The organism is Streptomyces sp. NPDC045431 (genome assembly GCF_040646655.1).
Classification (GTDB): domain Bacteria; phylum Actinomycetota; class Actinomycetes; order Streptomycetales; family Streptomycetaceae; genus Streptomyces.
The window spans coordinates 33,259-56,941 of record NZ_JBEZAQ010000016.1 but is presented as its reverse complement, the minus strand read 5'-3'; the positions used below and the strand labels follow the sequence as shown (position 1 = coordinate 56,941).

Below are 23,683 nucleotides of genomic sequence, written 5' to 3'. Positions count from 1 at the left end.
GAAGCGGGGGCGGCGGATGACAGACTGGCCCCCGGCCACCCCCCGCCCCACCGGGCGACAGCGACGGAGGCTACCGTAATGACCCGAATTGCCGCCGCGCCCGAGGGTTCCCCGGAAGTCCGGAAAGCGTCGCACATACACCTAGTCAGACGCACACGTAAGCCATTCCGCGATTTTTCACTCGAACGTGTGTTTGGCGCAACCTTTCGAAAGCCACTACCGTTGTCCGGCTAGGGAGAACATTCGAGAGGGGCCGACGTGACCACCACCGCAGACAGCGCCACCATCACCGCCCAAGAGCGCTCCCAGAGCCGACTTGAGCCGGTACACGCCATGAATGAAGCGACGACGAACGCGGAGGGCGCCAAGCCCCCCACGCGTTCCCTCCCCGGGCGACCTCCCGGCATCCGGGCGGACAGCTCGGGACTCACGGACCGGCAGCGCCGCGTCATCGAGGTGATCCGGGACTCCGTGCAGCGGCGCGGCTACCCGCCGTCCATGCGCGAGATCGGCCAGGCCGTCGGACTCTCCAGCACCTCCTCCGTCGCCCACCAGCTGATGGCGCTGGAGCGCAAGGGATTCCTGCGCCGTGACCCCCACCGGCCGAGGGCGTACGAGGTCCGCGGCTCCGACCAGCCCAGCACCCAGCCGACGGACACGACCGGCAAGCCCGCCGCGTCCTACGTCCCGCTGGTCGGCCGGATCGCGGCCGGTGGCCCCATCCTGGCGGAGGAGTCGGTCGAGGACGTCTTCCCCCTGCCCCGCCAGCTCGTCGGTGACGGAGAGCTCTTCGTCCTGAAGGTCGTCGGCGACTCGATGATCGAGGCCGCCATCTGCGACGGCGACTGGGTGACCGTGCGCCGCCAGCCCGTCGCGGAGAACGGCGACATCGTGGCCGCCATGCTGGACGGCGAGGCCACCGTGAAGCGTTTCAAGCGCGAGGACGGCCACGTCTGGCTGCTCCCGCACAATGCGGCATACCAGCCGATCCCGGGCGACGAGGCTACGATCCTCGGCAAGGTGGTAGCGGTGCTGCGGCGGGTCTGACCCCTTCCCCGCCGACCCCTGACCGACCCCGGGACCCACTGCGCCAGTCCCGGGGTCCTCCCATGTCACCCGCCCGCCGGACCTACGCTTCCCGGGCCTTCGCCGCGTCCTTCGCCGCCGCGTCGATCGCGGCGAGCGAGCGGCGCACCTGGTTGCGGTCCGTCGTGTACCAGAAGTCGGGCAGGGAAGCCCGCAGATAACTGCCGTACCGGGCGGTGGCCAGGCGCGGATCCAGGACCGCGACGACACCCCGGTCCCCCGTGGCCCGGACCAGGCGCCCCGCGCCCTGCGCCATCAGCAGGGCCGCGTGCGTCGCCGCGACGGCCATGAAGCCATTGCCCCCGGCCTCCTCCACCGCCTTCTGGCGCGCGCTCATCAGCGGGTCGTCCGGCCGCGGGAACGGAATGCGGTCCATCACCACCAGCTGGCAGTTCGGACCCGGCACATCGACGCCCTGCCACAGCGACAGCGTGCCGAACAGACACGTCTCGGCGTCACCCGCGAAGTTCTTGATCAGCTCACCCAGGGTGTCCTCGCCCTGGAGCAGGATCGGCTTGTCCAGCCTCCCCCGCAGCTCCTCGGCGGCGGCCTGGGCGGCGCGCATGGACGAGAACAGGCCGAGCGTACGGCCGCCGGCCGCCTCCACCAGCTCGGCGAGCTCGTCCATCATGTCCGTACGGCTGCCCTCACGGCCCGGAGTGGCCAGGTGCCGGGCGACGTAGAGGATGCCCTGCTTCGGATAGTCGAACGGCGAGCCGACGTCGATGCCCTTCCAGACCGGGACGTCGTCACCCTGGGTGCCCTCCGGGGCCAGGCCCAGCGAGGCCCCCACCCCGTTGAAGTCCCCGCCCAGCTTGAGCGTGGCGGAGGTGAGGACCACGGACCGGTCGGCGAACAGCTTCTCCCGCAGCAGCCCGGACACCGAGAGCGGCGCGACGCGCAGGGACGCGCCGAACCGGTCATGGCGCTCGTACCAGACGACGTCGTACTCGGAGCCCTGGGTGATCCGCTCGGCCACGTCGTGCACGGTCTCGACGGAGGCGAGCGCCTGCCTGCGCACCGCGTCCTCGTCCTGCACCGACTTGTCGCGCGTGGAGCCCAGCGCCGAGATCACGGTCCTGGCGGCGTCGCGCAGCGCCATCAGCGCGTACCCGAGGTCCTCCGGGATCTCCTCCAGGCGTCCCGGCAGGGCCAGCTCCATCAGCCGCTCGAAGCCCTCCGCGGCGGTCTGGAGCTGATCGGCGGCCTTCTCGTCGACCAGCTTGGCGGCCCGCCGCACCGCGCGGTTGACCTGGCCGGGGGTGAGCTCGCCGGTGGCGACGCCGGTGACCCGGGAGACCAGCTCATGGGCCTCGTCGACGATCAGCACATCGTGCTCCGGGAGCACCGGCGCGCCCTCGATCGCGTCGATGGCCAGCAGCGCGTGGTTGGTGACCACGACATCGGCGAGTTTGGCGCGCTCGCGCGCGGCCTCGGCGAAGCACTCGGCGCCGTACGCGCACTTCGACGCGGACAGGCACTCGCGGGACGACACGGACACCTGGGCCCAGGCGCGGTCCGAGACGCCGGGCGTCAGGTCGTCCCGGTCGCCGGTCTCCGTCTCGTCCGACCAGTCGCGCAGCCGGAGCAGGTCCTTGCCGAGCTTGCTGCTGGGCGCCGCGGTCTCAAAGGCGTCGAAGAGACCCTCTTCGTCGTCCTGCGGGACGCCCTCGTGGAGGCGGTGCAGGCACAGGTAGTTCGAGCGGCCCTTGAGCATCGCGAAGTCCGGGCGGCGGCGCAGCTGCGGGTGCAGGGCGTCGACCGTCCGGGGCAGGTCGCGCTCGACCAGCTGCCGCTGGAGGGCCAGGGTGGCGGTGGCGACGACCACGCGGTCCCCGTGCGCCAGGGCGGGCACCAGGTAGCCGAGGGACTTACCGGTGCCGGTGCCGGCCTGGACGAGCAGGTGGGAACCGTCGTCGATGGCCTGGGCGACGGCCTCGGCCATGGTGACCTGGCCTGGCCGTTCCACGCCGCCGACGGCGGTGACGGCGGCGTGGAGGAGGTCGGGGAGGGATGGCTTCGTCATAGCCCGTCCACCCTACGGTGCGGCACTGACAATCCGATCACGGCGATCATGCCAGCGGATTGGGGACGGTGCCGTGGATCGCCGCGTGCGGGCGCTGCGGGCGGTCGCGGTAACCGTCCAGATGCAGCCGGTTGCGGTTGAGACAGAGGCGCTCGATGCGCGGGGTGAAGAGGTCGAAGAGCTCGAACCGGTCCTTCAGCTCCGGGAAGCGGGCCTGGTAGCGCAGGATCTCCGCCCGTACGAGTGACCAGAAGTCGTTCTCCGCGACGCCGAGTTGTTCCTCGCAGAGCGGTGCCAGGAAGCGGAACACGCCGACGAAGAGGCCGGAGTGGATGAACTGGGTGAGGAACCCCGGCTCCTCGGTGAGGAGGATGGCCCGTACGTCGTCGGGCATGGTGTCGTGCTCCGGCAGGGGCCGGGCGCTGACGTTGATGTCGTCGACGAAGTCCTTGATCGCGAGCCGTACGGGTACGTCGTGGTCGTCGAAGACGACGATGGCGTTCTCGCCGTGCGGGGAGAACACCGTCCCGTAGCGGTGGAGGAAGTGCAGCAGCGGCGGCAGCAGCGCGGCGAAGAGGCGCTGCAGCCAGTTTCCGGGCGCGAGTCCCGAGCGGGCCACCAGCTCGGCGGTGAAGGCGCGGCCGCCGGGGTCGGTGTACAGGAGGGACGCGAGGGTGCGGGCGCGTTCGCCGGGCGGCAGCCGCAGGGGTTCGCGCCAGATCGCGCCGAGGAGCTCCTTGTACTGGTACGGGACCTCGGGCAGGTGGTCGTAGAGGGGGTGCTCGACGGTGACGGAGGCGACCTCGCCCTGCAGGATCACGCCGCACTCGTCGCGCAGGAACGGGTCGTTGTCGCGCAGCGAGTGGACCCAGGCGGTGACGGCCGGGGCGGCGAGCGTCCGCGCGGTCGGCAGGCCGCGCCAGACGAGGGTGTTGAGGACGGAGAGCGGCAGTTTGACGGTGTGCCGCTCGGGGCGGCTGGTGTTGAGGAAGGTGCGGATGGACTGCTGCGGCAGCCGGAGGTCGTTGTCGGTGCCGAGGGGCACGATGAGGTCACGGGCGATGGCGGGGGCGTAGAGCGGGAGCAGCACCTCGTCCCACTGCCAGGGGTGGACCGGAAGGAGGAGGTACACGGCGGGGTCGAGGCCGCGGGTGCGGAGCGCGGCGGTGAAGGAGTCGTGGACGTCCGGGTCGAGCTCGCGGGCGTAGAGCTGCTCGGGGGTGCCCAGTCCGGTGACGCCCCGGTAGGCGGCGAGCTCGGTGGAGACCGCGATCCACGGGAGCCGGGCCGGTCTGCGCGCTTCGGGTGCCCAGTGGGCCGCGTCGTCCGCGGAGAAGCCGATGCGGCCCTTGTTGAGGACGATCCACGGGTGGCCGGTCTGGTGTCCTTCGAGCTCCGCGTAGCCGAGCTCGGCGAGCCGGTCGGCGCCGAGCGCGGTGTGGTCGAGCCGGGTGTCGGCGGCGAGGGTGGTGGTCAGTTCCCGGAGGAGGTGGCCGAGGGTGGCTCCGTCGATGGCGAGCAGGCCGCGGGCCCGGACGAGGAAGGCGAGCGGGTCCGTGAAGGGCTGCCCGTCGCAGGCGAGGGAGTCGGGGGCGACCCGCCAGCTGCCGTACGCGGTGCGGCGTGCGGTGAAGGTGAGCTGGGCGCCGTCGTCGAGCCGGAGGGTGTACGGGTCGCCCGCCGGTGCCCCGGCGGCGACGGGTGGCCCGTCGGGCGCGGGCTCGATGATCTCCTCGTAGGCGAACTCGCCGATCATCTTGGCGAGGAGGCGGCGCGAGGCGTGGTCCCACGTCTGCGCGGTCAGCTCGGGCGGGGTGACGGGCGGGCGGCTGGTCGGCGGCTGGGTGTGCTGGGCCGGGGCGGATGAATCCGCGGAGTCGGGGACGGCAGGGGACTTCGGCACGTGGACTCCTCGGGGTGGGACCGATGCGGGTCGAACGGTGGACGTAAGGCGGGGGTGCGGAGAGGGGGAGCGTTCACAGGAGGTGTCTCAGGGCGCGGTCGCGGATCATGAGGGCGGCTCTCTTGTCCGGGAGGTCGACCTCCGCGCAGAAACGGAAGCCGGCGTTCATGAAGGCGGAGACGGACGGGGTGTTGCGCAGGTCGGGTTCGGCGACGACCCGGGTGCAGCCGGGACGGTGGTCGAGGACGAGGTCGGCGACGGCCCTCAGGAGCGTGGTGCCGAGGCCGCGGCCGCGGTCGGCGACGCCGCCGATGAGGAGGTGGACGCCGGTGTCGTGCGGGCGCGCGGGGTAGTGGCGGGCCAGCGGGTCGAGGTCGGCGCGGTAGAGCTCGAAGTAGCTCATCGGCACGTCGTCCAGAACGCCGAGACAGGGCACGCTGCGGCCGTCGCCGTCGAGTTGGGCGCGCAGGTGGGCGGCGGTGACGGCGTCGGGGCCGGCGAGTCTCCAGAAGGCGGCCACCGCCGGGTCGTTCATCCAGCGGGTGATCAGCGGCAGGTCGCGCTGGATGCGTACGGGTACGAGCCGGAAGACACCGACGGGCGTGGCGGCCGCGCCCCAGCCGGCGACCGCGTCGAGGAGATCTCCGTCGGCGAGGGTGTTCTGCGGCCCGCCGCCGAGCTGGTCCCCGGGGATCGGCCCCTCTCCTGCCAGCAGGGCGATGAGTTCGTCGGGCAGCCGCATGTCCAGCGTGTCCTCCGTGCCCGTGCTCGCATCGGTGGGAGGCATGGGGCGCTCCTCTCTGCGGATGGGTGGTGCCGGTCGGGTCAGGGGTGGAGGGGGTTGGTGACGGTGACGTAGACGGACTGGGTGTCGACCGGGCCGACGAGTTCGTCCAGGCCGTGGAGCCGGGTGAGGAGGTTGGCCTTGCAGCGCAGGGTGGGGCTTTCGAGGAGCAGGCTCGGCAGCGGTGACCCGAGGGTGGTGGCGGTGGTGAGGAACTGGCGGAAGGCGGCGAGGAGGAGGCGTTCGTCGGCGAGGCGCTGGGCGCCGAAGGCGCCGATCAGGCCGAGGACGTTGTTGATGCCGAGGTAGTAGGCGAAGCGCTCGTCGGTGACGGCGTCCGGGACGAAGGTGTCGCTCTCGGCGCCGATACCGGGCAACCGGCGCTCCAGGGCCGTGCGGTGGGACTCGCGGAAGTAGTAGCCCTGATTGTCGCGGTAGCGGCCGCCGGTGGGCCAGCCGTCGGGGTCGAGGACGACCAGGGTGTTCTGCTGGTGGGCCTCCAGGGCGACACCGGCCGTGCCGTCCAGCCAGAGCACCGGGCGTACGACGTGGTCGAGGTAGCGCAGGAACCACTCGGCGGCGACGGCTCCGGCGGGCCGGCCGGTGCGGGCGGCGAGGCGGGAGACGGTCACGGCGAGGCGGGAGCGCATGCGGGTGCTGCCGGGCCACGGGCGGGGCGCGGTGAGGCTCGCGATGCAGACGGCGTCGTCGCCGGGGCCGAAGGGGTTGTGGCGGATCATGACGTCCAGTCCGGGGACGGGCTCGCCGGAGGGGGCGTCGACGGCGAGCCAGGCCGGGTCCCGGACGATGTCGAATCCGGGGTGTGCGGCCCGCCACTGCTTGCCCAGTCCGGTGCGCAGCAGCCGGTGGACCTCGACGCCCCGGTGGAGTTCCTTGCGGAGGTTCTCCCGCCGGGAGTTGGTGATGCGCAGGCCCAGCGACAGCTTGAGCATGGCGGGGGCGCCCGGCTGGTGAACGGTGCGGATGGAGGAGGTCGGGTACCAGGGCGTGCCGTGCGGGCCCAGGTCGCGCAGCAGTCCGGCGGCCAGGAGCTCGGCGACCTGCGGGCGGTGGCGCAGGTCGCGGGCCTGCCAGGGGTGCACGGGCAGCGCGACGGTGCCGTCGGGGAGTCGCAGGCCGGCGGCGAGGCGGGCGGTGATCCGTTCGGCGGGCAGGGGGCGGCCCTGTTCGGTCCAGGCGGAGTCGGCGGCCAGGACGGAGCGGTCCACGGCCATCCAGTGCAGGGGGAAGGAGCCGTACGACTCGGGTGAGTAGAGCCGGGCCTCACCGTCGGAGAGCCCCTCGCGGCTCTTGGGCGTGGGGTGGAGCGGGTGGCCGAGCACCAGCGACTGCTCGCCGGCGAGGAACGCGTCGGACGCGGATACGGGGGTGGGCCGGCGGCGCCGGTGCGCGATGAAGTCGGCGGTGCGGCGGGCCGAGTCGGCGACCCGGGCCACCAGGTCGGCGCCTTCGGGGCGGGAGGGCGGGCGGTCCGCCTCGCGGGAGGGCGGGCGGTCCGGTTCGCGGGAGGGCGGGCGGTCCGGTTCGCCGCCCGGGGCGGCACGGTGGGTTTCGCGGCTGAGCAGGGCGGCGACCGTGACGGCGTCGGCGGGTGGGGCGCTGCGCGGGGCGCCTTCGAGGGCGGGCGGTCCGAAGCGGTGCCAGCCGGTGGCCGACCAGTAGTGGACGGGTGCGAGCAGGGCGGTGCCGCTGGCGTCGAGGGGGATGCGCAGGGTGGGCCCGGCGGGCGCGGCCAGGTTCTTCTCCCGTACCCAGCAGCGCAGCAGGTTCTCGGTGGTCGCCGCGTCCGCCGCGCGGTGCGCGTCGGGGTCGTCGAGGTGGTCCTCGGCCATCGCGGCGGTGGCGGTGCGCCGCTCGGCGTACGCACCCGGCTGCTGGCGCGGCACCGTCGTCGACTCGTCCGCGCGAGGCCCTCGGGGCAGGGGGCCGGGGCCAGGGGGCGGGGCGGTGGGGCGGCCCTCGGCGTCGGCTGCTTCGGGTGCGGGGGTGGGGTTCACGGAGGGTGCTTTCTGGTGAGGGTGTTCGGGGTCAGCGGGACGGTCCTGTGTCGTTCGGGAGGGGATGGTGCCGGGTGCGTTCGGCGGCGGTGAGGGCGTCGGCGAAGCGGTCGAGGACCGCCGCGGCCTGCTCGTCGGTGAGGGTGAGCGGTGGCAGCAGGCGGACGACGGCGCTGTGGCGGCCGCCGAGTTCGACGATGAGGCCGCGGTCGAGGCAGGCGCGCTGGACCGCGGCCGCCAGGGCCGGGGCGGGCGGCGGAGCTCCGTCGTGGGGGCCTTCGGCGTCCGGGTCGACGAGCTCGACGCCGAGCATCAGGCCCCGGCCGCGTACGTCGCCGATGCAGGGGTGCATGGCGGCCAGGCCCTGGAGCCGGCCGAGCATGCGGGCGCCGAGGGTCGCGGCGCGCTCGGCGAGCCGGTTCTCGCGTACGAAGGTGAGGGTGGCGGCGCCGGCGGCCATGGCGAGCTGGTTGCCGCGGAACGTTCCCGCGTGGGCGCCGGGCTGCCAGACGTCGAGCGCCGACCTGTAGACGATGACCGCCAGGGGGAGGGAGCCGCCGATGGCCTTGGACATGACCATCACGTCGGGGACGACGCCGCTGTGGTCGACGGCCCAGAAGGCTCCGGTGCGGCCGACACCGGTCTGCACCTCGTCCGCGATGAGCGGGATGGCGCGTTCGGCGGTGATCCGCCGCATGCGGCGCAGCCAGTCGTCGGGGGCGGGGATGACGCCGCCCTCGCCCTGCACCGGTTCGAGGATCATTCCGGCCGGGTCGGGTACGCCGCTCTTCGGGTCGTCGAGGAGGCTCTCCGCCCAGCGGGCGGACAGTTCGGCGCCGCGTTCGCCGCCGACGCCGAAGGGGCAGCGGTAGTCGTGCGGGTAGGGCAGGCGGGTGACCCGTACGTCGGTGGCGCCGCCGGAGGCGTCCAGCGCGCCGGCCGTCATGCCGTGGTAGGCGCCGGTGAAGGCGAGGAGGCCGGTGCGTCCGGTGGCCGTGCGGACCAGTTTCAGCGCGGCCTCGACGGCGTCGGTGCCGGCCGGGCCGCAGAACTGGATCCGGGCGTCGTCGGCGAGTTGGCGGGGCAGCGTCGCGAACAGCTCGGTGGTGAAGGCGTCCTTGACCGGGGTGGCGAGGTCGAGGACGTGCAGCGGTGCGCCCGAGTCGATGACCTTCCTGATGGCCTCCAGGACCACCGGGTGGTTGTGCCCGAGCGCCAGCGTCCCGGCGCCGGAGAGGCAGTCCAGGTACCGCCGCCCGTCCGCCCCTTCGATCGTCAGGCCCCTGGCGCGTACGGGCACGATGGGCAGCGAGCGCGCGTAGGTGCGGGCCGCCGATTCGCGGAGCGACTGACGGCGCAGGATGCCTTCGTGCGCGGCGGGCGGCGCCACCGTGGTTGGTTCGGTCGCGGCCACGTTTCGGGTCCTCCCGGCTGGAGCGGTCATCTGTCCCCCGTCCGTACCAACGACGAGGCCCCGCCGGGATCACGGTCGTCTCCGGATCCGTGCGGCCGCGGGCGGTGGGAGCCGGTGGGGCGAAGCGGGTCGGGCGAAGCCTGCCGGGCGCGGGGGAACCGTGGACCTGCCGCACGCCGTCCCCACCGTCACCGGCATAGTGGGGGCCGCACTCCGGTGCCGTGGTGCAGAAGTTGTTCGAGACGTACCTGACGTACGTGGTTACGAAGTCCCAGGGGGATTCACGACATGCGACCCATTCGTCCGCTGCTCGCCGCAGCCTCCGTCGCCGCCGCGCTGGCGCTGACGGCCACCGCCTGCGGGCCGGGTGAGGACACCGCGGGCGGGGAGCCCACCGCTTCCGCCGGTCAGACCTCGGACGGGAAGATCACGATCCCGGACGAGGTGAAGGACCGGCTCAAGGAGCACGGGATCGATCTGGACAAGTGGAAGAACGGCGAGTGGAAGAACTGGGACAAGGACACGTGGCTGCGTGAGGCCAAGGACTACGTCAACCCGATCATCGAGGACCTGTGGGACCCGGACCGGATGCGGGAGGCGGAGGAGCCGGAGCGCCCGGTCGAGGAAGAGGACATCTCCGGTGACGAGGGTGTCACCGACCCGACGCCCGCGCCGGTCGAGGCGCAGCCGGTGAAGGCGCCGTACCACTCGGGCGTCCCGGAGGCGGGCAAGCTGCTGTTCGACGGTCCGCAGGGCCCGATGGTCTGCTCGGCGACCGTGGTGAAGGACCCGGCGAACCCCGGCAAGTCCAACCTCGTGTGGACCGCGGGCCACTGCGTCCACGCCGGCAAGAGCGGCGGCTGGTACCGGAACATCGCCTTCGTCCCGTCGTACAACGACGGCGGCAAGTCGACCGCCGAGCTGGAGAAGGCCTCGCGCGAAGAGGTCGCCCCCTACGGCGTGTGGTGGGGTGACTGGGCGCAGACCTCGGAGCAGTGGATCAACGAGGGTGCGTCGACCGGTGGCCAGGGCGCGCCGTACGACTTCGCGGTCATCCACGTGACGCCGGAGAAGGGCGGCAACGGCAAGTCGCTGGAGGAGACGGTCGGCGCGGCGCTGCCGGTCGACTTCAACGCCCCGGCCACGCAGAAGATCACGAGCATCACGGCGACCGGCTACCCGGCGGCGCCGCCGTTCGACGGCCAGAAGATGTTCCAGTGCGCGGACAAGCCCGGCCGGCTGTCCCTGAAGGCGGACCAGCCGACGATGCACCGCATCGGCTGCACCATGACCGGCGGTTCGTCCGGCGGCGGCTGGGTCGCGGAGGGTCGGGACGGTAAGCCCGCCCTGGTGTCCAACACCTCGATCGGCCCGGTGTCGGCCGGCTGGCTGGCCGGTCCTCGCCTCGGTGACGAGGCGAAGGGCGTGTTCGACGAGGTCAGCAAGAAGTTCGCGGGCCGCTAGGGAGTGTCCGTGACACCGGCGGCGGCCGGTGAGTGCTCTCGTGGAGAGTCCGTGCAGGTGGTGCCGGGTGGCGACGCGCCCCGGCACCACTTGCATAGAGTGAGGGGCACATCCTCACGCGGCGGTCCCGGAAGACCGCCCTGCGGCGTGACAAGTTCATGGCAATACACGCGGGTTGGCGGCGCGACGGCCGGATCCTGCGCTTTCATGGGGGAGTCGTTTCATGCGATCCATACGTCCACTGCTGGGCGCCACCGGCCTGGCCGCGGCCCTCGCGCTGACGGCCACGGCCTGCGGCCCCGCGGAGGAGAAGGCGGCCGACAAGCCGGCGGCCTCCAGCCCCGCCGGCGGGCAGGGCGGTCAAGGGGGCACCGAGCTTCCGAAGGACCTCGCCGACAAGCTCAAGGAGCACGGCGTCGACCCGGAGAAGTGGAAGAACGGCGAGTGGAAGAACTGGGACAAGGACACGTGGCTGCGTGAGGAAGGACTTCGTCAACCCGGTGATCGAGGGGCTGTGGAAGCCCGAGCGGATGCAGACCGCCAAGTCGCCGCAGAAGACCATGGCCGCCGGTGACCTCTCCGGCGACCAGGGCGTCACCGACCCGGAGCCGGCCCCGGTCCAGGCCGTGCCGGAGGAGAAGCCGTACCACAAGAACGCCGCCCCGGTCGGCAAGGTCTTCTTCGACTCCCCCGAGGGCTCGATGGTCTGCTCGGCCACCGTGGTCAAGGACCCGAAGAACCCCGGCAAGTCCAACCTGGTGTGGACCGCGGGCCACTGCGTCCACGCCGGCAAGAGCGGCGGCTGGTACCGCAACATCGCCTTCGTCCCCGCCTACAACGACCTGGGCAAGAGCCCGGCGCAGCTGGAGGGTGCGCAGCCGCAGCAGATCGCCCCGTACGGCGTGTACTGGGCGGACTGGGTGGCGACCTCCGGTGAGTGGATCTCGCAGGGCGGCCCCACCGGCGGCGAGGGCGCTCCGTACGACTACGCCGTGATGCACGTGAAGCCGGAGAACGGCACCAAGTCGCTGGAGGAGACGGTCGGTGTCGCCCTCGACATCGACTTCCAGGCCCCGCAGGCCGTCGGCATCCCGGCGATGGGCGCCTGGGGCTACCCGGCCGCCCCGCCGTACGACGGCGCGCTGATGCACAAGTGCGTCGACCGGCCGGGCCGTCTGACCCTCAGCCCCGGTACGCCGACGATGTGGCGGATCGGCTGCACCATGACCGGCGGTTCGTCCGGCGGCGGCTGGTTCCGCGAGGTCCCGGGCGAGGACCGGCTGGTGCTCGTGTCGAACACCTCCATCGGGCCGGTGACGGCCGGCTGGCTGGCCGGACCGCGCCTGGACGAGGGCGCGCGGGGCATCTACACGATGATGAGCGACAAGTTCGCGGGGCAGTGACCCGGACGCGGTGACGCGGACGAGGTGACCCGGACGGAGCGACCCGGACGGAGCGACTCCGACAAGCGGACAGGCCGAAGGCCCGCCCCCTCACCTGGAGGGGGCGGGCCTTCGGTTCGTGCGGTACCGCGTCAGTGCGTCGCGGGGGTGAACCGGGCCAGCGCGGCGGCCAGCTCCTCGTGCACCCGCGCCTTGAGCAGCGTGCCCTCGGCGGTGTGCTCCTCGGAGAGGACCTCGCCCTCGGCGTGCACCCGCGAGACCAGCCCGCCCTGCGTGTACGGCAGGAGGACCTCGATCTCGACCTCCGGCCGCGGCAGCTCCGCGTCGATCAGCGCGAGCAGCTCGTCGATGCCCTCGCCGGTCCGCGCGGAGACGGCGATGGAGTGCCGCTCGATGCGCAGCAGCCGCTGCAACTCGACCGGATCGGCGGCGTCCGCCTTGTTGATCACGACGATCTCGGGGATGTCGGTGGCGCCGACGTCCCGGATCACCTCGCGCACGGCTGCCAGCTGCTCCTCCGGCGCCGGGTGCGAGCCGTCCACCACGTGGAGGATCAGATCGGCGTCGCCGACCTCCTCCATGGTGGAGCGGAACGCCTCGACGAGGTGGTGCGGCAGGTGCCGGACGAACCCGACGGTGTCCGCCAGCGTGTACAGGCGGCCGCTCGGCGTCTCGGCCCGGCGCACGGTCGGGTCGAGGGTGGCGAACAGCGCGTTCTCCACCAGCACGCCCGCGCCCGTCAGGCGGTTGAGCAGGGACGACTTGCCGGCGTTGGTGTATCCGGCGATGGCGACCGACGGCACCTTGTTGCGCCGCCGCTCCTGCCGCTTGATCTCGCGGCCGGTCTTCATCTCCGCGATCTCCCGGCGCATCTTCGCCATCTTCTCGCGGATCCGTCGGCGGTCCGTCTCGATCTTGGTCTCACCGGGACCACGGGTGGCCATGCCGCCGCCCGAGGAGCCGGAGCCACCGCCACCCATCTGCCGGGACAGCGACTGACCCCAGCCGCGCAGCCGCGGCAGCATGTACTGCATCTGCGCGAGCGAGACCTGGGCCTTGCCCTCGCGGGACTTGGCGTGCTGGGCGAAGATGTCGAGGATCAGGGCGGTCCGGTCGACCACCTTGACCTTGACGACGTCCTCGAGGTGGATCAGCTGGCCCGGGCTGAGCTCACCGTCGCAGACGACGGTGTCGGCCCCGGTCTCCAGCACGATGTCCCGCAGTTCGTTCGCCTTGCCCGAGCCGATGTACGTGGCCGGGTCCGGCTTGTCGCGGCGCTGGATCACCCCGTCGAGGACCAGCGCACCCGCCGTCTCGGCGAGCGCGGCCAGCTCCGCGAGGCTGTTCTCCGCGTCCTGCACGGTCCCCGAGGTCCACACGCCGACCAGCACCACGCGCTCCAGGCGCAGCTGCCGGTACTCGACCTCGGTGACGTCCTCGAGCTCGGTGGAGAGGCCCGCGACGCGACGCAGGGCTGCGCGCTCGTGGCGGTCGAACTGGTCGCCGTCGCGCTCCCCGTCGATCTCGTAGCTCCAGGCGACGTCCTCTTCCATCAGGGCATCGGCCCGAAGGCTCTCGGTGCGGGTGGTGTCCGCGAAGCTCTGTGCGTCCTGGGAAGGGGAAGAAGAGGAGGTCATTGGATCCTTACGTCGAAGAGATACTCGATTCGTCAGGCACAACGCGTGACTCCCCCGGATCATTCCCGGGGCGGGTCCCCGGCAACCCGGGGCCCGGCAGCGCCGCCGACCCGATGATGGTCGCACGGTACCGCGGGCCCGTCACGCGGGTTTCAGCGCTTCGTCGAGGGCTGGGCCTTGACGGGGGCCTTGCTGCGCCAGTCCGGGTGGCCGGGCATGGGCGGGGTCTTCTCGCCGTACAGCCAGCCCTGCAGGAACGTGCTCAGGTCGCGGCCCGCGATGTCGGAGGCGAGGCGTACGAAGTCCTCCGTGCTGGCCGTCCCGTGGGCGTGGTCGGCCACCCAGCGCCGCTCCAGCAGCTCGAAGGCGTCCTTGCCGATCTCCTGGCGCAGCGCGTACAGGACCAGGGCGGAGCCGTCGTACACCACCGGCCGGAACAGGCTGATCTTCTGGCCGGGGGCGGGGGGCTTGGGCGCGGCCGGGGGGCCGCCCGCCACGCGCCAGCCGTCGGAGGCGATGTACGCGTTCCGCATCCGCTCCTCCAGCGACTGCTGGGCGGTCTCCTCGGCGTACAGGGCCTCGTACCAGGTGGCGTGGCCTTCGTTGAGCCACAGGTCGGACCACGTGCGGGGGGAGACGCTGTTGCCGAACCAGTGGTGAGCCAGCTCATGGACCATGATCGCGTCGACGTACCACTTCGGGTAGTCACCGTCCCGGAACAGTGAGCGTTCGAAGAGGGACAGCGTCTGGGTCTCCAGCGCGAAGCCGGTGTCGGCGTCGGCGACGAGCACGCCGTACGTCTCGAAGGGGTAGGGCCCGACCCGGCGCTCCATCCACTCCAGGTGCTGCGGCGTCTTCCGCAGCCACGGCTCCATGGCCTCCCGGTCGGCCACCGGGACGACGTCGCGCACGGGCAGCCCGTGCGGGCCGGTGCGTTCGACGACGGTGGAACGGCCGATGGAGACCTGAGCGAGCTCGGTCGCCATGGGCTGGGCGGTCCGGTAGAGCCAGGTCTGCGTGTCACCCGTCCGCGCCTGTGCGACGCGGCGTCCGTTGGCGACGACGGTGAGTTCCGCGGGGGCGGTGACGCGGAAGGTGAAGTACGCCTTGTCGGCGGGGTGGTCGTTGCCGGGGAAGACCCGGTGGGCGGCGTCGGCCTGGTTGGCCATCGCCAGCCCGTCGCCGGTACGGACCCAGCCTCCCGCTTCCCGGGAGTCGCGCGGGTCGCTGGTGTGGGCGACGGTGATGGTCAGCGGCGCGCCCGCCTCGACCGGCTGGACCGGCTCGACGACCAGGTCCTCGCCGCTGCTCTCGTACGCGGCGGGCAGGCCGTTGACGTGGACGCCGCGCACGGTGCCGTGGGTGAAGTCGAGGTTGACCTGCTCCAGCCGGGCCGTGGCCCGCGCGTCGATCTTGGTGAGGGCGTCCATCGGCTTGGTGTTGTCGCCCTGGTAGGTGAGGGCGATGTCGTACGCGAGGACGTCGTAGCCGGGGTTGCCGAGGTGCGGGAAGAGCGGGTCACCGATGCCGAGCGGCTGGGGCGCGGGCACGGCGGCGGCGACCAGGCAGCCGGCCGACGCCGCGGCCAGCAGGGCCACGCGGACGCGTCGGGACGATCGCGCGAGCGCTCGCGGCGTGAATCGCGGTGTGATGAAAGGCATGGGGCAACCGCTACCAGCGCACCGCGCACGCGCCGTGACGGCGCGCGCCCCGCACGCCCCCGCGCACCCGAACGGCGTCGTACGTCGCCTTCCTGGGTCCTAGGCGCGGCTCACGTCGTACACCCCCGCCACGTCGCGCATCGCGCGCATCAGGGCGGGCAGCCGGGTCGCGTCGGGGAGCTGGAGGGTGTAGGTGTGCCGGACTCGCTGTTCGGTGGGGGGTTCCACGGTGGCGGAGATGATCGCGGCGCCCGCCGTGGCGATGACGTCGGTGAGGTCGGCGAGCAGCCGCGGCCGTCCGAACGACTCGGCGACGAGCGTGACGCGGCAGTCGGCGGTGTCGCCCCAGCTCACGGGCGTGGGCACGCGGCCGAGCGCCTCCATGCGGCGGACGGCCGGGCACTCGGCGCGGTGCACCGTGACGTTTCCGCCGCGTACCGAGAAGCCGGTGACCGCGTCGGGCGGTACGGGGGTGCAGCAGCGGGCGAGGCGGACGGGCGCGCCGGGGAGGCCGGCGACGACGGCCCGGGCGCCCGTCCCGGCCGGGGAGGCGGGGCCGGCCGGGCCGCGCTCCGCGGGAGGGGCGGCGGTGGGCGGCTGCTCCGACGCCGGCTCCGGCTTCGCGGCCTCCGGGTGCGCGGCGAGCCAGCGGGTGATGGCGATCCGCGCGGCCGGGGTGCTGGCGTGGTCGAGCCAGTCGGGCGAGGGCCCGGAGACCGCGTCCTGCGGGGGGTCCTGGGCGAGCAGCAGCTGCACGGTGTCCCCGTCGCCGAGCACGGTGCCGAGGGAGGCGAGACGGCCGTTGACGCGGGCGCCGACGCAGGCGTGGGCGGCCTCGCCGTACTGGGCGTACGCGGCGTCCACGCAGGTCGCACCGCCCGGCAGGGCCAGGGTGCCACCGTCGGGACGGAAGACGGTGATCTCGCCGTCCTGGGCGAGGTCGGCGCGCAGCGAGGTCCAGAACGTGTCGGGGTCCGGGGTCGCCTGCTGCCACTCCAGGAGGCGGGAGAGCCACCCGGGCCGGGTCGGGTCGGCGCGCTCGCCGTCCTCCCCTTCCTCGCCGTGCTCGGCGCCGTCGGCCGTGGCACCCGCGGCGTACGGGTTGCCGAGGGCGACGACGCCCGCCTCGGCGACCTTGTGCATCTGGTGCGTACGGATCAGGACCTCGGCGACCGACCCGTCGGGGGCGGCGACGGCGGTGTGCAGCGACTGGTACAGGTTGAACTTGGGCGCTGCGATGAAGTCCTTGAACTCGGAGATCACGGGCGTGAAGCAGGTGTGCAGTTCGCCGAGCACGCCGTAGCAGTCGGCGTCCTCCCCCACCAGGACCAGCAGGCGCCCGAAGTCCGTGGCGCGCAGCTCGCCGCGTTTGAGCCTGACCCGGTGCACGGAGACGAAGTGGCGCGGCCGGACGAGGACTTCGGCGGGGATGCCCGCCTCGCGCAGGACGGTCCTGACGTCGTCGGCGATGGCGGCGAGGGCGTCCCCCGCGGTGGCGTTCTCGGCGATGAGGGCGCGGGTCTGCTCGTACTCGGCGGGGTGGAGGATCGCGAAGACGAGGTCTTCCAGCTCGGTCTTGAGGGCCTGTACGCCGAGCCGTTCGGCGAGCGGGATGAGGACGTCGCGGGTGACGCGGGCGATCCGCGCCTGCTTCTCGGGGCGCATGACGCCGAGGGTGCGCATGTTGTGCAGCCGGTCGGCGAGTTTGATGGACATGACGCGGACGTCGTTGCCGGTGGCGACGAGCATCTTGCGGAAGGTCTCGGGCTCGGCGGCGGCGCCGTAGTCGACCTTCTCCAGTTTGGTGACGCCGTCGACGAGGTAGCAGACCTCGTCGCCGAACTGCTCCCGTACCTGGTCGAGGGTCAGGTCCGTGTCCTCGACGGTGTCGTGGAGGAGGGAGGCGGTCAAGGTCGTGGTCTCGGCGCCCAGTTCGGCGAGGATCAGCGTGACCGCGAGCGGGTGGGTGATGTACGGCTCGCCGCTCTTGCGGAACTGGCCGCGGTGCGAGGACTCGGCGAGGACGTACGCCCGGTGCAGCACGGCGAGGTCCGCGTCGGGGTGGTGCGCGCGGTGGGCCTCGGCGACATGGCTGATGGCGTCGGGCAGGCGGTCCCGGGCGCCTGGACCGAGCAGGGCGGCGCGGCCGAGCCTCCGGAGGTCGATCCTCGGGCGGCCGCGCCGGCGGCTGGGCGCGGGGTTGGTGGCCTCTGCGCTCATGGGGCACCTCCGGCGGGGTCTACCGGCGGTGGGCGGGCCGACATGCCCGCCGGGCCGGTGCTTGATGCTACCGAGCCCACCACGTCGAACCGACCGGCTCCCGCCCAGCGGGAACGGGATCACCCATTCGAGCGAAGCCTCAGGCGGTGGCGTCCTCCGCGAGCCAGGCGGGGTCTACGCGGCCCTCGGCGACGATGACCGCGGGGCCGGTCATCTCGATCTCGCCGTCGGGGTGTTCCGTGATCGTGAGGGTGCCGCCGAGGACGTCCACGGTGTACGTGACCGGGGTCCCGGTCTCGGCCGGGTCGGCGCCGTCCCGGCGGGCCGCGGCGACCGCGACCGCGCACGCGCCGGTGCCGCAGGAGCGGGTCTCGGCGGCGCCGCGCTCGTGGACGCGCATGGCGACGTGGCGGGGGCCCCGGTCGGCGACGAACTCGATGTTGACCCCGTCGGGGTAGACCGCCGCGGGCTCGTACGGCGGCTCGGACCGCAGGTCTCCGGCGTGGGCCAGGTCCTCGACGAAGGCCACGGCGTGCGGGTTGCCCATGTTGACGTTCCGGGCGGGCCAGCTGCGGCCGTCGACGGTGACGGTGACGCCGTCCTCGGGCAGCCGGGCGCGGCCCATGGAGATGGTGACGTCGCCGTTCTTGGCGAGGTGGGCGCGCTTGACGCCGTCGCGGGTGGCGATGGCGATCTCCCCGGCGGTGACGTGGCCCGCGTGCTGCAGGTAGCGGGCGAAGACGCGGACGCCGTTGCCGCACATCTCGGCGACCGAGCCGTCGGCGTTGCGGTAGTCCATGAACCATTCGGCCTCACCGGCCATGTCCCGCGCCTCGGGGTGCGCGGCGGAGCGGACGACGTGCAGCACCCCGTCGCCCCCGATGCCCGCCCGCCGGTCGCAGAGCCGGGCGACCGCGGAGGCGGTCAGCTCGATGGCGTTGTCCGGGTCCGGCACGATCACGAAGTCGTTCTCGGTGCCGTGGCCCTTGAGGAAGGCGAGGGGCGTGGTCGTCATGCGGTCCATCGTACGAGGGGGGTACGACACCGGCCCCGCCCGGCTCAGCGGAGGCGGGCGACCCGCCAGACGGCCAGCGCCACGAGGACGGCGACACCGGCCGCGTACAGCGCGATCACGCGCCAGTCGGGGCGCTCGCCGGAGCCGCGGGCGGGCAGGCCGGGCCAGGTGTAGCCGACCCGGCGGGCGGCCATCATGCCCCAGCCGGCGGCGCAGCCGCAGAGCAGCAGGCCCAGCATGGGGAGGACCGCGCCGCCGTCACCCGAGCCGAAGGCGAGGGGGAAGGCGAACATCAGCGAGCCGATCGCGGCGAGTCCCACGATGGGGGCGAGCTGCCAGATGCGCAACCGCCGCTGCGGGCGCAGTTCGACCTCGACCTCGTCGGGGGTGATCTCCTGGGCGCCGTCCTCGTCGAGCTCGGGCCCGTCGGGGCTCAGGCCCGGCGCGCCGGAGGCGCCGGGGACCAGACCCTGGACCGCCCGGCCCTGGGCCGCCCGGCCCTGGGCCGCCTGGGCCTGGACCGCCTGATCCCGGGCTGCCCGGTCTCGGGCTGCCTGGTCTTCGCCCGGTGCCATGTCGTCCGGTGCTTCGTACTGTTCTCTGTCGCGAGGGCCGGCCTCCATCGCCACGCGCCCTCCCAACTCGGACTCCACTGGTCGATCGATGCTCGATGATGGCACGGTCCCGGGCACCGGAATGACGGGCAGGGCGTCCCGATGCCATCACGTGATCAGGCTGTAACCGCTCGTTCGACCAACGTCAGGGCTTGCCGCGGGAGTTCCGCGCGGTCCGCGGCCGCGCCGCTGAGCCAGTGCACGCGCGGGTCGCGGCGGAACCAGGAGTCCTGGCGCCGCGCGAAACGCTTGGTCGCGCGTACGGTCTCGGCGCGCGCCTCGTCCTCGGTGCACTCGCCCGCGAGCGCGGCGAGTACCTGCTGGTAACCGAGGGCGCGGGAGGCGGTGCGGCCCTCGCGCAGCCCGTGCGCCTCCAGTTCCCGCACCTCGTCGACGAGCCCGGCCTCCCACATGCGGTCCACGCGCGCGGCGATCCGTTCGTCGAGCTCGGGGCGCGCGACGTCGACGCCGATCTGGACGGTCTCGTACACCGACTCGTGACCGGGGAGGTTGGCGGTGAAGGGCTTGCCGGTGATCTCGATGACTTCGAGCGCCCTGACGATCCTGCGGCCGTTGCTGGGCAGGATGGCCCGGGCGGCGTCCGGGTCGGCGGCGGCGAGGCGGGCGTGCAGGACGCCGGAGCCCCGCTCTTCGAGCTCGGCTTCGAGGCGGGCACGGACGGCCGGGTCGGTGCCGGGGAACTCGAGGGCGTCGACGGCGCCGCGTACGTACAGCCCGGACCCGCCGACGAGGACGGGGACGCGGCCGTCGGCGAGCAGCCGGTCGATCTCCGCGCGGGCGAGCCGCTGGTACTCGGCGACGCTGGCGGTCTCGGTGACGTCCCAGACGTCGAGGAGGTGGTGCGGGATGCCGCCGCGCTCCTCGGGCGTCAGTTTGGCGGTGCCGATGTCCATCCCCCGGTAGAGCTGCATGGAATCGGCGTTGACGACTTCGCCGCCCAGCTGCTGGGCGAGGAAGACGCCCAGATCGGACTTTCCGGCCGCGGTGGGGCCGACGACGGCGATGACCCGCGGGGCGGGAGCTGCGCTTCTCACCGACCCAGTCTCGCAAACCTCGCCGACTGTCCCCGAACGAGTTACGTGACGGTCCGGGATCGGCGTCGTTGCCTGTTGCGAGGTTCCGACCGCCGGTTTTCAGGACCGGCTCCACCGGGCGACGCAATGGGACGCTCCGGACGGCGCGGAATTTCGCCCACACGAGTACGCTATGGAGTAGACATGGGCGTTTTTGCATGGTTTCGCCGGAAGGGTAAGGAGTCTGCCGCGGCATCGACCGAGGAGACGGCGACCGCTCCGGTGACCGCCGAGGCGGACGGGGAGACGGCGGCAGCGGAGACCGAGGCGGCGGCCGAGGCCACCGAGGAGGCGGGCACGACCGGTGCGGCTCCGGCGTCCGAGGCCGCGGCCGGCGAAGGGGTGGAGATCCCGAAGCAGCAGTCGGCCGAGGAAGCGGCGGACAACGAAGCCGGTGAAGGCGCGCGTAAGTAGAGCCGGAGCGGGAAGCCGCGACACAGGAGCGGCATCACGGCCGGCGGCGACTGACGAGAGACGGTGACCCATGGGCTTCCTGGATCAGATGAAGGCCAAGCTCGCCCCTGCCAAGGAGAAGGTCCAGGGCCTCGCGCAGCAGCACGAGGGAAAGATCGACCAGGGGCTGGAGAAGGCCGCGCGGATGGTCGATCACAGGACCAAGGGCAAGTACAGCGACAAGATCCAATCCGGTACGGGCAAGGCCAAGGACGCCCTCGGCCGGTTCGCGCACAAGGACGGGGGCGACGCCACGCCGCCACCGCCGCCACCGCCGGGTTCCACCTCCTGACCTCCTGCGCCTCGCGCACGGGCACGCGATACGGCGGACGGCCACGGAGCACGACTCCGTGGCCGTCCGCCGTATGCGGTTGCCGGGAGGTGCGCCGCGGTGGTCCTAGGACCAGGCCGCGACGAAGTAGCCGACGCCGTACGGCGCGTCCTCGTGGAGCAGGCGGCCTTCCAGGCCGGCGCCCTCCGCCGCGCCCGCCAGGACCTGCCAGGGGGCGCGCCCGGCCGCCTTCAGGTCGTACGCGAGGTGCGCGTCCAGCGCCGCGAGGGCTCCGGTGTCCGCCGCGCCGAGGGCCCGGGCGGCCGCCTCGTCGAAGCCGGCGGCGCGGTCGTCGAGATAGCCGGGCGCCTTGAGGGAGCGGCACGCGCTGCCGTCGCCCATCACGAGCAGGGCGACACGCTCGGCGCGGGCGGCGAGGTCGCGGCCCGCGTCGGCGCAGCGGGCGGGCGCGAGGCGCTCCCCCACCGCGAGGCCTTCGACGGGGGCGCCGGCCCAGTCGACCCGCGCCAGCAGCCAGGCCCCGACGGCGAGGGAGGCCGGCAGCCGCCGGTCCTCCGCGCCCGCGGCGCCGCCGGGCCCCAGCCGTACGCCGAGGTCGACGCCGAAGCCCCGGAAGTCCCCCACGGCGCCGGCCGCGTACCGCTCCACGGCGTCGCCCTCGGCCGGGCCGACCACGAACAGCCGGTCCGGGCGGGCGGCCGCGAGCACCGCCAGCGCGTCGGAGCAGGCCGTGCGCGCGGCGTCGAGTTCGGGCGCGGCCCCGGCGGCGACGTCGGGGACCAGGAGCGGGGGGCAGGGGCAGACGGCCGCGGCGACAAGCATGATCCGCAGCGTAGCCGCTGCACCCCGCGGACAGCGGCGCAGGTCAGCGGGACACCCGGCCGCGGCGACGGAACAGCGGCCGCGGGTCAACGGCACCCGGCCGCGGATCGGCAGGACACCGGCCACGGTCGACGGAACGCCGGCCGCGGCTCAGCGTGGCACCCACCGCAGTCGACGGAACGCCCGCCAGCGGCTCAGCCGACCGCGCAGCCTCCGGTGACCGGCGGCAGGGGGGCCGGGGCGCCGATCTGGGGCAGGCCCAGCATCACGCCGGCCGGCTTGGCCGCCTCGGCGGCGTTGCGCTTCTCCCAGGCGTCGCCCGCGCGAGTGCGGCGTACGCGGGTCGTCGGGCCTTCGGCCAGCAGGTGGTGCGGGGCCGCGTAGGTGATCTCGACCGTCACCACGTCGCCCGGGCGCACCTCCTGGTCCGGCTTGCTGAAGTGCACCAGACGGTTGTCGGGCGCGCGGCCCGACAGGCGGTGGGTGGTGTCGTCCTTGCGGCCCTCGCCCTCGGCGACCATGACCTCCAGGGTCCGGCCGACCTGCTTCTTGTTCTCCTCCCAGGAGATCTCCTCCTGGAGGGCGACCAGGCGCATGTAGCGGTCCTGCACGACCTCCTTGGGGATCTGCCCGTCCATGGTCGCCGCCGGGGTGCCGGGGCGCTTGGAGTACTGGAAGGTGAAGGCCTGCGCGAAGCGGGCCTCGCGCACCACGTGCAGGGTCTGCTCGAAGTCCTCCTCGGTCTCGCCGGGGAAGCCCACGATGATGTCGGTGGAGATCGCGGCGTGCGGGATGGCCTCCCGCACCTTGCTGATGATCCCCAGGAAGCGGTCCTGGCGGTACGAGCGGCGCATCGCCTTCAGGACGGTGTCCGAGCCGGACTGCAGCGGCATGTGGAGCTGCGGCATCACGTTGGGGGTCTCGGCCATCGCCGCGATCACGTCGTCCGTGAAGTCGCGCGGGTGCGGGGAGGTGAAGCGGACGCGCTCCAGGCCCTCGATGTTCCCACAGGCCCGCAGCAGCTTGGAGAAGGCCTCGCGGTCGCCGATGTCGGAGCCGTACGCGTTCACGTTCTGGCCGAGCAGGGTGATCTCGGAGACGCCCTCGGCGACCAGCGCCTCGATCTCGGCGAGGATGTCGCCGGGGCGGCGGTCCTTCTCCTTGCCGCGCAGCGCGGGGACGATGCAGAAGGTGCAGGTGTTGTTGCAGCCGACGGAGATGGACACCCAGGCGGCGTACGCCGACTCGCGCCGGGTGGGCAGCGTCGACGGGAACGCCTCCAGCGACTCGGCGATCTCGATCTGCGCCTCCTCCTGGATGCGGGCGCGCTCCAGGAGCACCGGCAGCTTGCCGATGTTGTGCGTACCGAAGACGACGTCGACCCACGGCGCCTTCTTCACGATGGTGTCGCGGTCCTTCTGGGCCAGACAGCCGCCGACGGCGATCTGCATGCCGGGCCGGTCCGCCTTCCGCGGGGCGAGCCGCCCGAGGTTGCCGTACAGCTTGTTGTCGGCGTTCTCCCGCACCGCGCAGGTGTTGAAGACGACGACGTCGGCGTCACCGTCGGAGCCATCGGGCGCGCGGACGTAGCCCGCCTCCTCCAGCAGCCCGGAGAGGCGCTCGGAGTCGTGGACGTTCATCTGGCACCCGTAGGTGCGGATCTCATAGGTCTTGGACGCGCCCACGGCAAGGCTCCGGTCGATGCTGGTCATTCCTCCAGGGTAAGGGGGCGCCGAGCGAGCCCTGTCCCTAGCCGGTCGGGAACGGCCGGTGGGCG

The 23,683-nt window shown here is 73.0% G+C and carries 18 protein-coding genes and 1 pseudogene; 6 read left to right on the top strand and 13 right to left on the bottom strand.

Translation table 11 applies throughout. The annotated features are described in order from the left end of the window. Positions 1-258: 258 nt before the first annotated feature. Positions 259-1,047 carry a transcriptional repressor LexA gene (lexA, locus tag AB0A69_RS26555; RefSeq protein ID WP_361426982.1) on the top strand — a complete coding sequence of 263 codons (789 nt, stop codon included), beginning with the start codon at positions 259-261 and terminating at the stop codon, positions 1,045-1,047. An 82-nt stretch (positions 1,048-1,129) separates the two neighbouring features. Here lexA and AB0A69_RS26550 read toward each other — a convergent pair whose 3' ends face one another. The 5 genes from AB0A69_RS26550 to AB0A69_RS26530 all read right to left on the bottom strand — a co-directional run bounded on the left by AB0A69_RS26550 (position 1,130) and on the right by AB0A69_RS26530 (position 9,231). After that, a complete protein-coding gene (locus AB0A69_RS26550; protein WP_361426979.1) occupies positions 1,130-3,112 on the bottom strand; it encodes an ATP-dependent DNA helicase in 1,983 nt (660 codons plus the stop codon). A gap of 46 nt (positions 3,113-3,158) precedes the next feature. Continuing rightward, entirely contained in the window at positions 3,159-4,916 is a 1,758-nt protein-coding gene (locus AB0A69_RS26545; RefSeq protein ID WP_361427228.1) for an IucA/IucC family siderophore biosynthesis protein, read from the bottom strand. 172 nt (positions 4,917-5,088) lie between these two features. Continuing rightward, positions 5,089-5,802 (bottom strand): GNAT family N-acetyltransferase, encoded by a 714-nt coding sequence (locus AB0A69_RS26540; protein ID WP_361426976.1) that lies wholly within the window; start codon positions 5,800-5,802, stop codon positions 5,089-5,091. Positions 5,803-5,840: 38 nt separating this feature from the next. Then, on the bottom strand, positions 5,841-7,817 hold the full coding sequence (locus tag AB0A69_RS26535) for an IucA/IucC family protein (protein WP_361426973.1): 1,977 nt from the start codon (positions 7,815-7,817) through the stop codon (positions 5,841-5,843). 31 nt (positions 7,818-7,848) lie between these two features. Continuing rightward, positions 7,849-9,231 carry a diaminobutyrate--2-oxoglutarate transaminase family protein gene (locus AB0A69_RS26530; protein WP_361426970.1) on the bottom strand — a complete coding sequence of 461 codons (1,383 nt, stop codon included), beginning with the start codon at positions 9,229-9,231 and terminating at the stop codon, positions 7,849-7,851. Between the two features lie 288 nt (positions 9,232-9,519). Between AB0A69_RS26530 and AB0A69_RS26525 the strand changes: the two genes are divergently transcribed. After that, positions 9,520-10,695, top strand: coding sequence for a hypothetical protein (locus AB0A69_RS26525; RefSeq protein WP_361426967.1), 1,176 nt, complete (start codon positions 9,520-9,522; stop codon positions 10,693-10,695). A 223-nt stretch (positions 10,696-10,918) separates the two neighbouring features. Next, positions 10,919-12,098, top strand: a pseudogene (locus AB0A69_RS26520) (hypothetical protein). Between the two features lie 131 nt (positions 12,099-12,229). Here AB0A69_RS26520 and hflX read toward each other — a convergent pair. The 6 genes from hflX to miaA all read right to left on the bottom strand — a co-directional run bounded on the left by hflX (position 12,230) and on the right by miaA (position 20,300). After that, positions 12,230-13,735 (bottom strand): GTPase HflX, encoded by a 1,506-nt coding sequence (hflX, locus tag AB0A69_RS26515; RefSeq protein ID WP_361426964.1) that lies wholly within the window; start codon positions 13,733-13,735, stop codon positions 12,230-12,232. Positions 13,736-13,887: 152 nt separating this feature from the next. After that, positions 13,888-15,396 carry a M1 family metallopeptidase gene (locus AB0A69_RS26510; RefSeq protein ID WP_361426961.1) on the bottom strand — a complete coding sequence of 503 codons (1,509 nt, stop codon included), beginning with the start codon at positions 15,394-15,396 and terminating at the stop codon, positions 13,888-13,890. A 99-nt stretch (positions 15,397-15,495) separates the two neighbouring features. Next, entirely contained in the window at positions 15,496-17,616 is a 2,121-nt protein-coding gene (locus AB0A69_RS26505; RefSeq protein WP_361426958.1) for an HD domain-containing protein, read from the bottom strand. 139 nt (positions 17,617-17,755) lie between these two features. Next, complete coding sequence (dapF, locus tag AB0A69_RS26500; RefSeq protein ID WP_361426955.1) at positions 17,756-18,631, bottom strand: diaminopimelate epimerase; 876 nt, start codon at positions 18,629-18,631, stop codon at positions 17,756-17,758. 44 nt (positions 18,632-18,675) lie between these two features. Then, positions 18,676-19,284, bottom strand: a complete 609-nt coding sequence (locus AB0A69_RS26495; protein ID WP_361426952.1) for a hypothetical protein — start codon at positions 19,282-19,284, stop codon at positions 18,676-18,678. Between the two features lie 77 nt (positions 19,285-19,361). Then, positions 19,362-20,300 (bottom strand): tRNA (adenosine(37)-N6)-dimethylallyltransferase MiaA, encoded by a 939-nt coding sequence (gene miaA / locus AB0A69_RS26490; protein WP_361426949.1) that lies wholly within the window; start codon positions 20,298-20,300, stop codon positions 19,362-19,364. Between miaA and AB0A69_RS26485 the strand changes: the two genes are divergently transcribed. The 3 genes from AB0A69_RS26485 (at position 20,269) to AB0A69_RS26475 (ending at position 21,084) form a co-directional block, all read left to right on the top strand. Then, complete coding sequence (locus AB0A69_RS26485; protein WP_355356955.1) at positions 20,269-20,349, top strand: hypothetical protein; 81 nt, start codon at positions 20,269-20,271, stop codon at positions 20,347-20,349. The genes miaA and AB0A69_RS26485 overlap by 32 nt on opposite strands. A gap of 134 nt (positions 20,350-20,483) precedes the next feature. Further along, positions 20,484-20,753, top strand: a complete 270-nt coding sequence (locus tag AB0A69_RS26480; protein ID WP_361426946.1) for a hypothetical protein — start codon at positions 20,484-20,486, stop codon at positions 20,751-20,753. Between the two features lie 70 nt (positions 20,754-20,823). Then, entirely contained in the window at positions 20,824-21,084 is a 261-nt protein-coding gene (locus AB0A69_RS26475; RefSeq protein ID WP_361426943.1) for an antitoxin, read from the top strand. A 105-nt stretch (positions 21,085-21,189) separates the two neighbouring features. Here AB0A69_RS26475 and AB0A69_RS26470 read toward each other — a convergent pair whose 3' ends face one another. Beyond that, positions 21,190-21,906, bottom strand: coding sequence for a class III extradiol dioxygenase subunit B-like domain-containing protein (locus AB0A69_RS26470; protein WP_361426940.1), 717 nt, complete (start codon positions 21,904-21,906; stop codon positions 21,190-21,192). Between the two features lie 194 nt (positions 21,907-22,100). Then, complete coding sequence (gene miaB / locus AB0A69_RS26465; protein ID WP_361426937.1) at positions 22,101-23,618, bottom strand: tRNA (N6-isopentenyl adenosine(37)-C2)-methylthiotransferase MiaB; 1,518 nt, start codon at positions 23,616-23,618, stop codon at positions 22,101-22,103. Positions 23,619-23,683 lie beyond the last annotated feature (65 nt).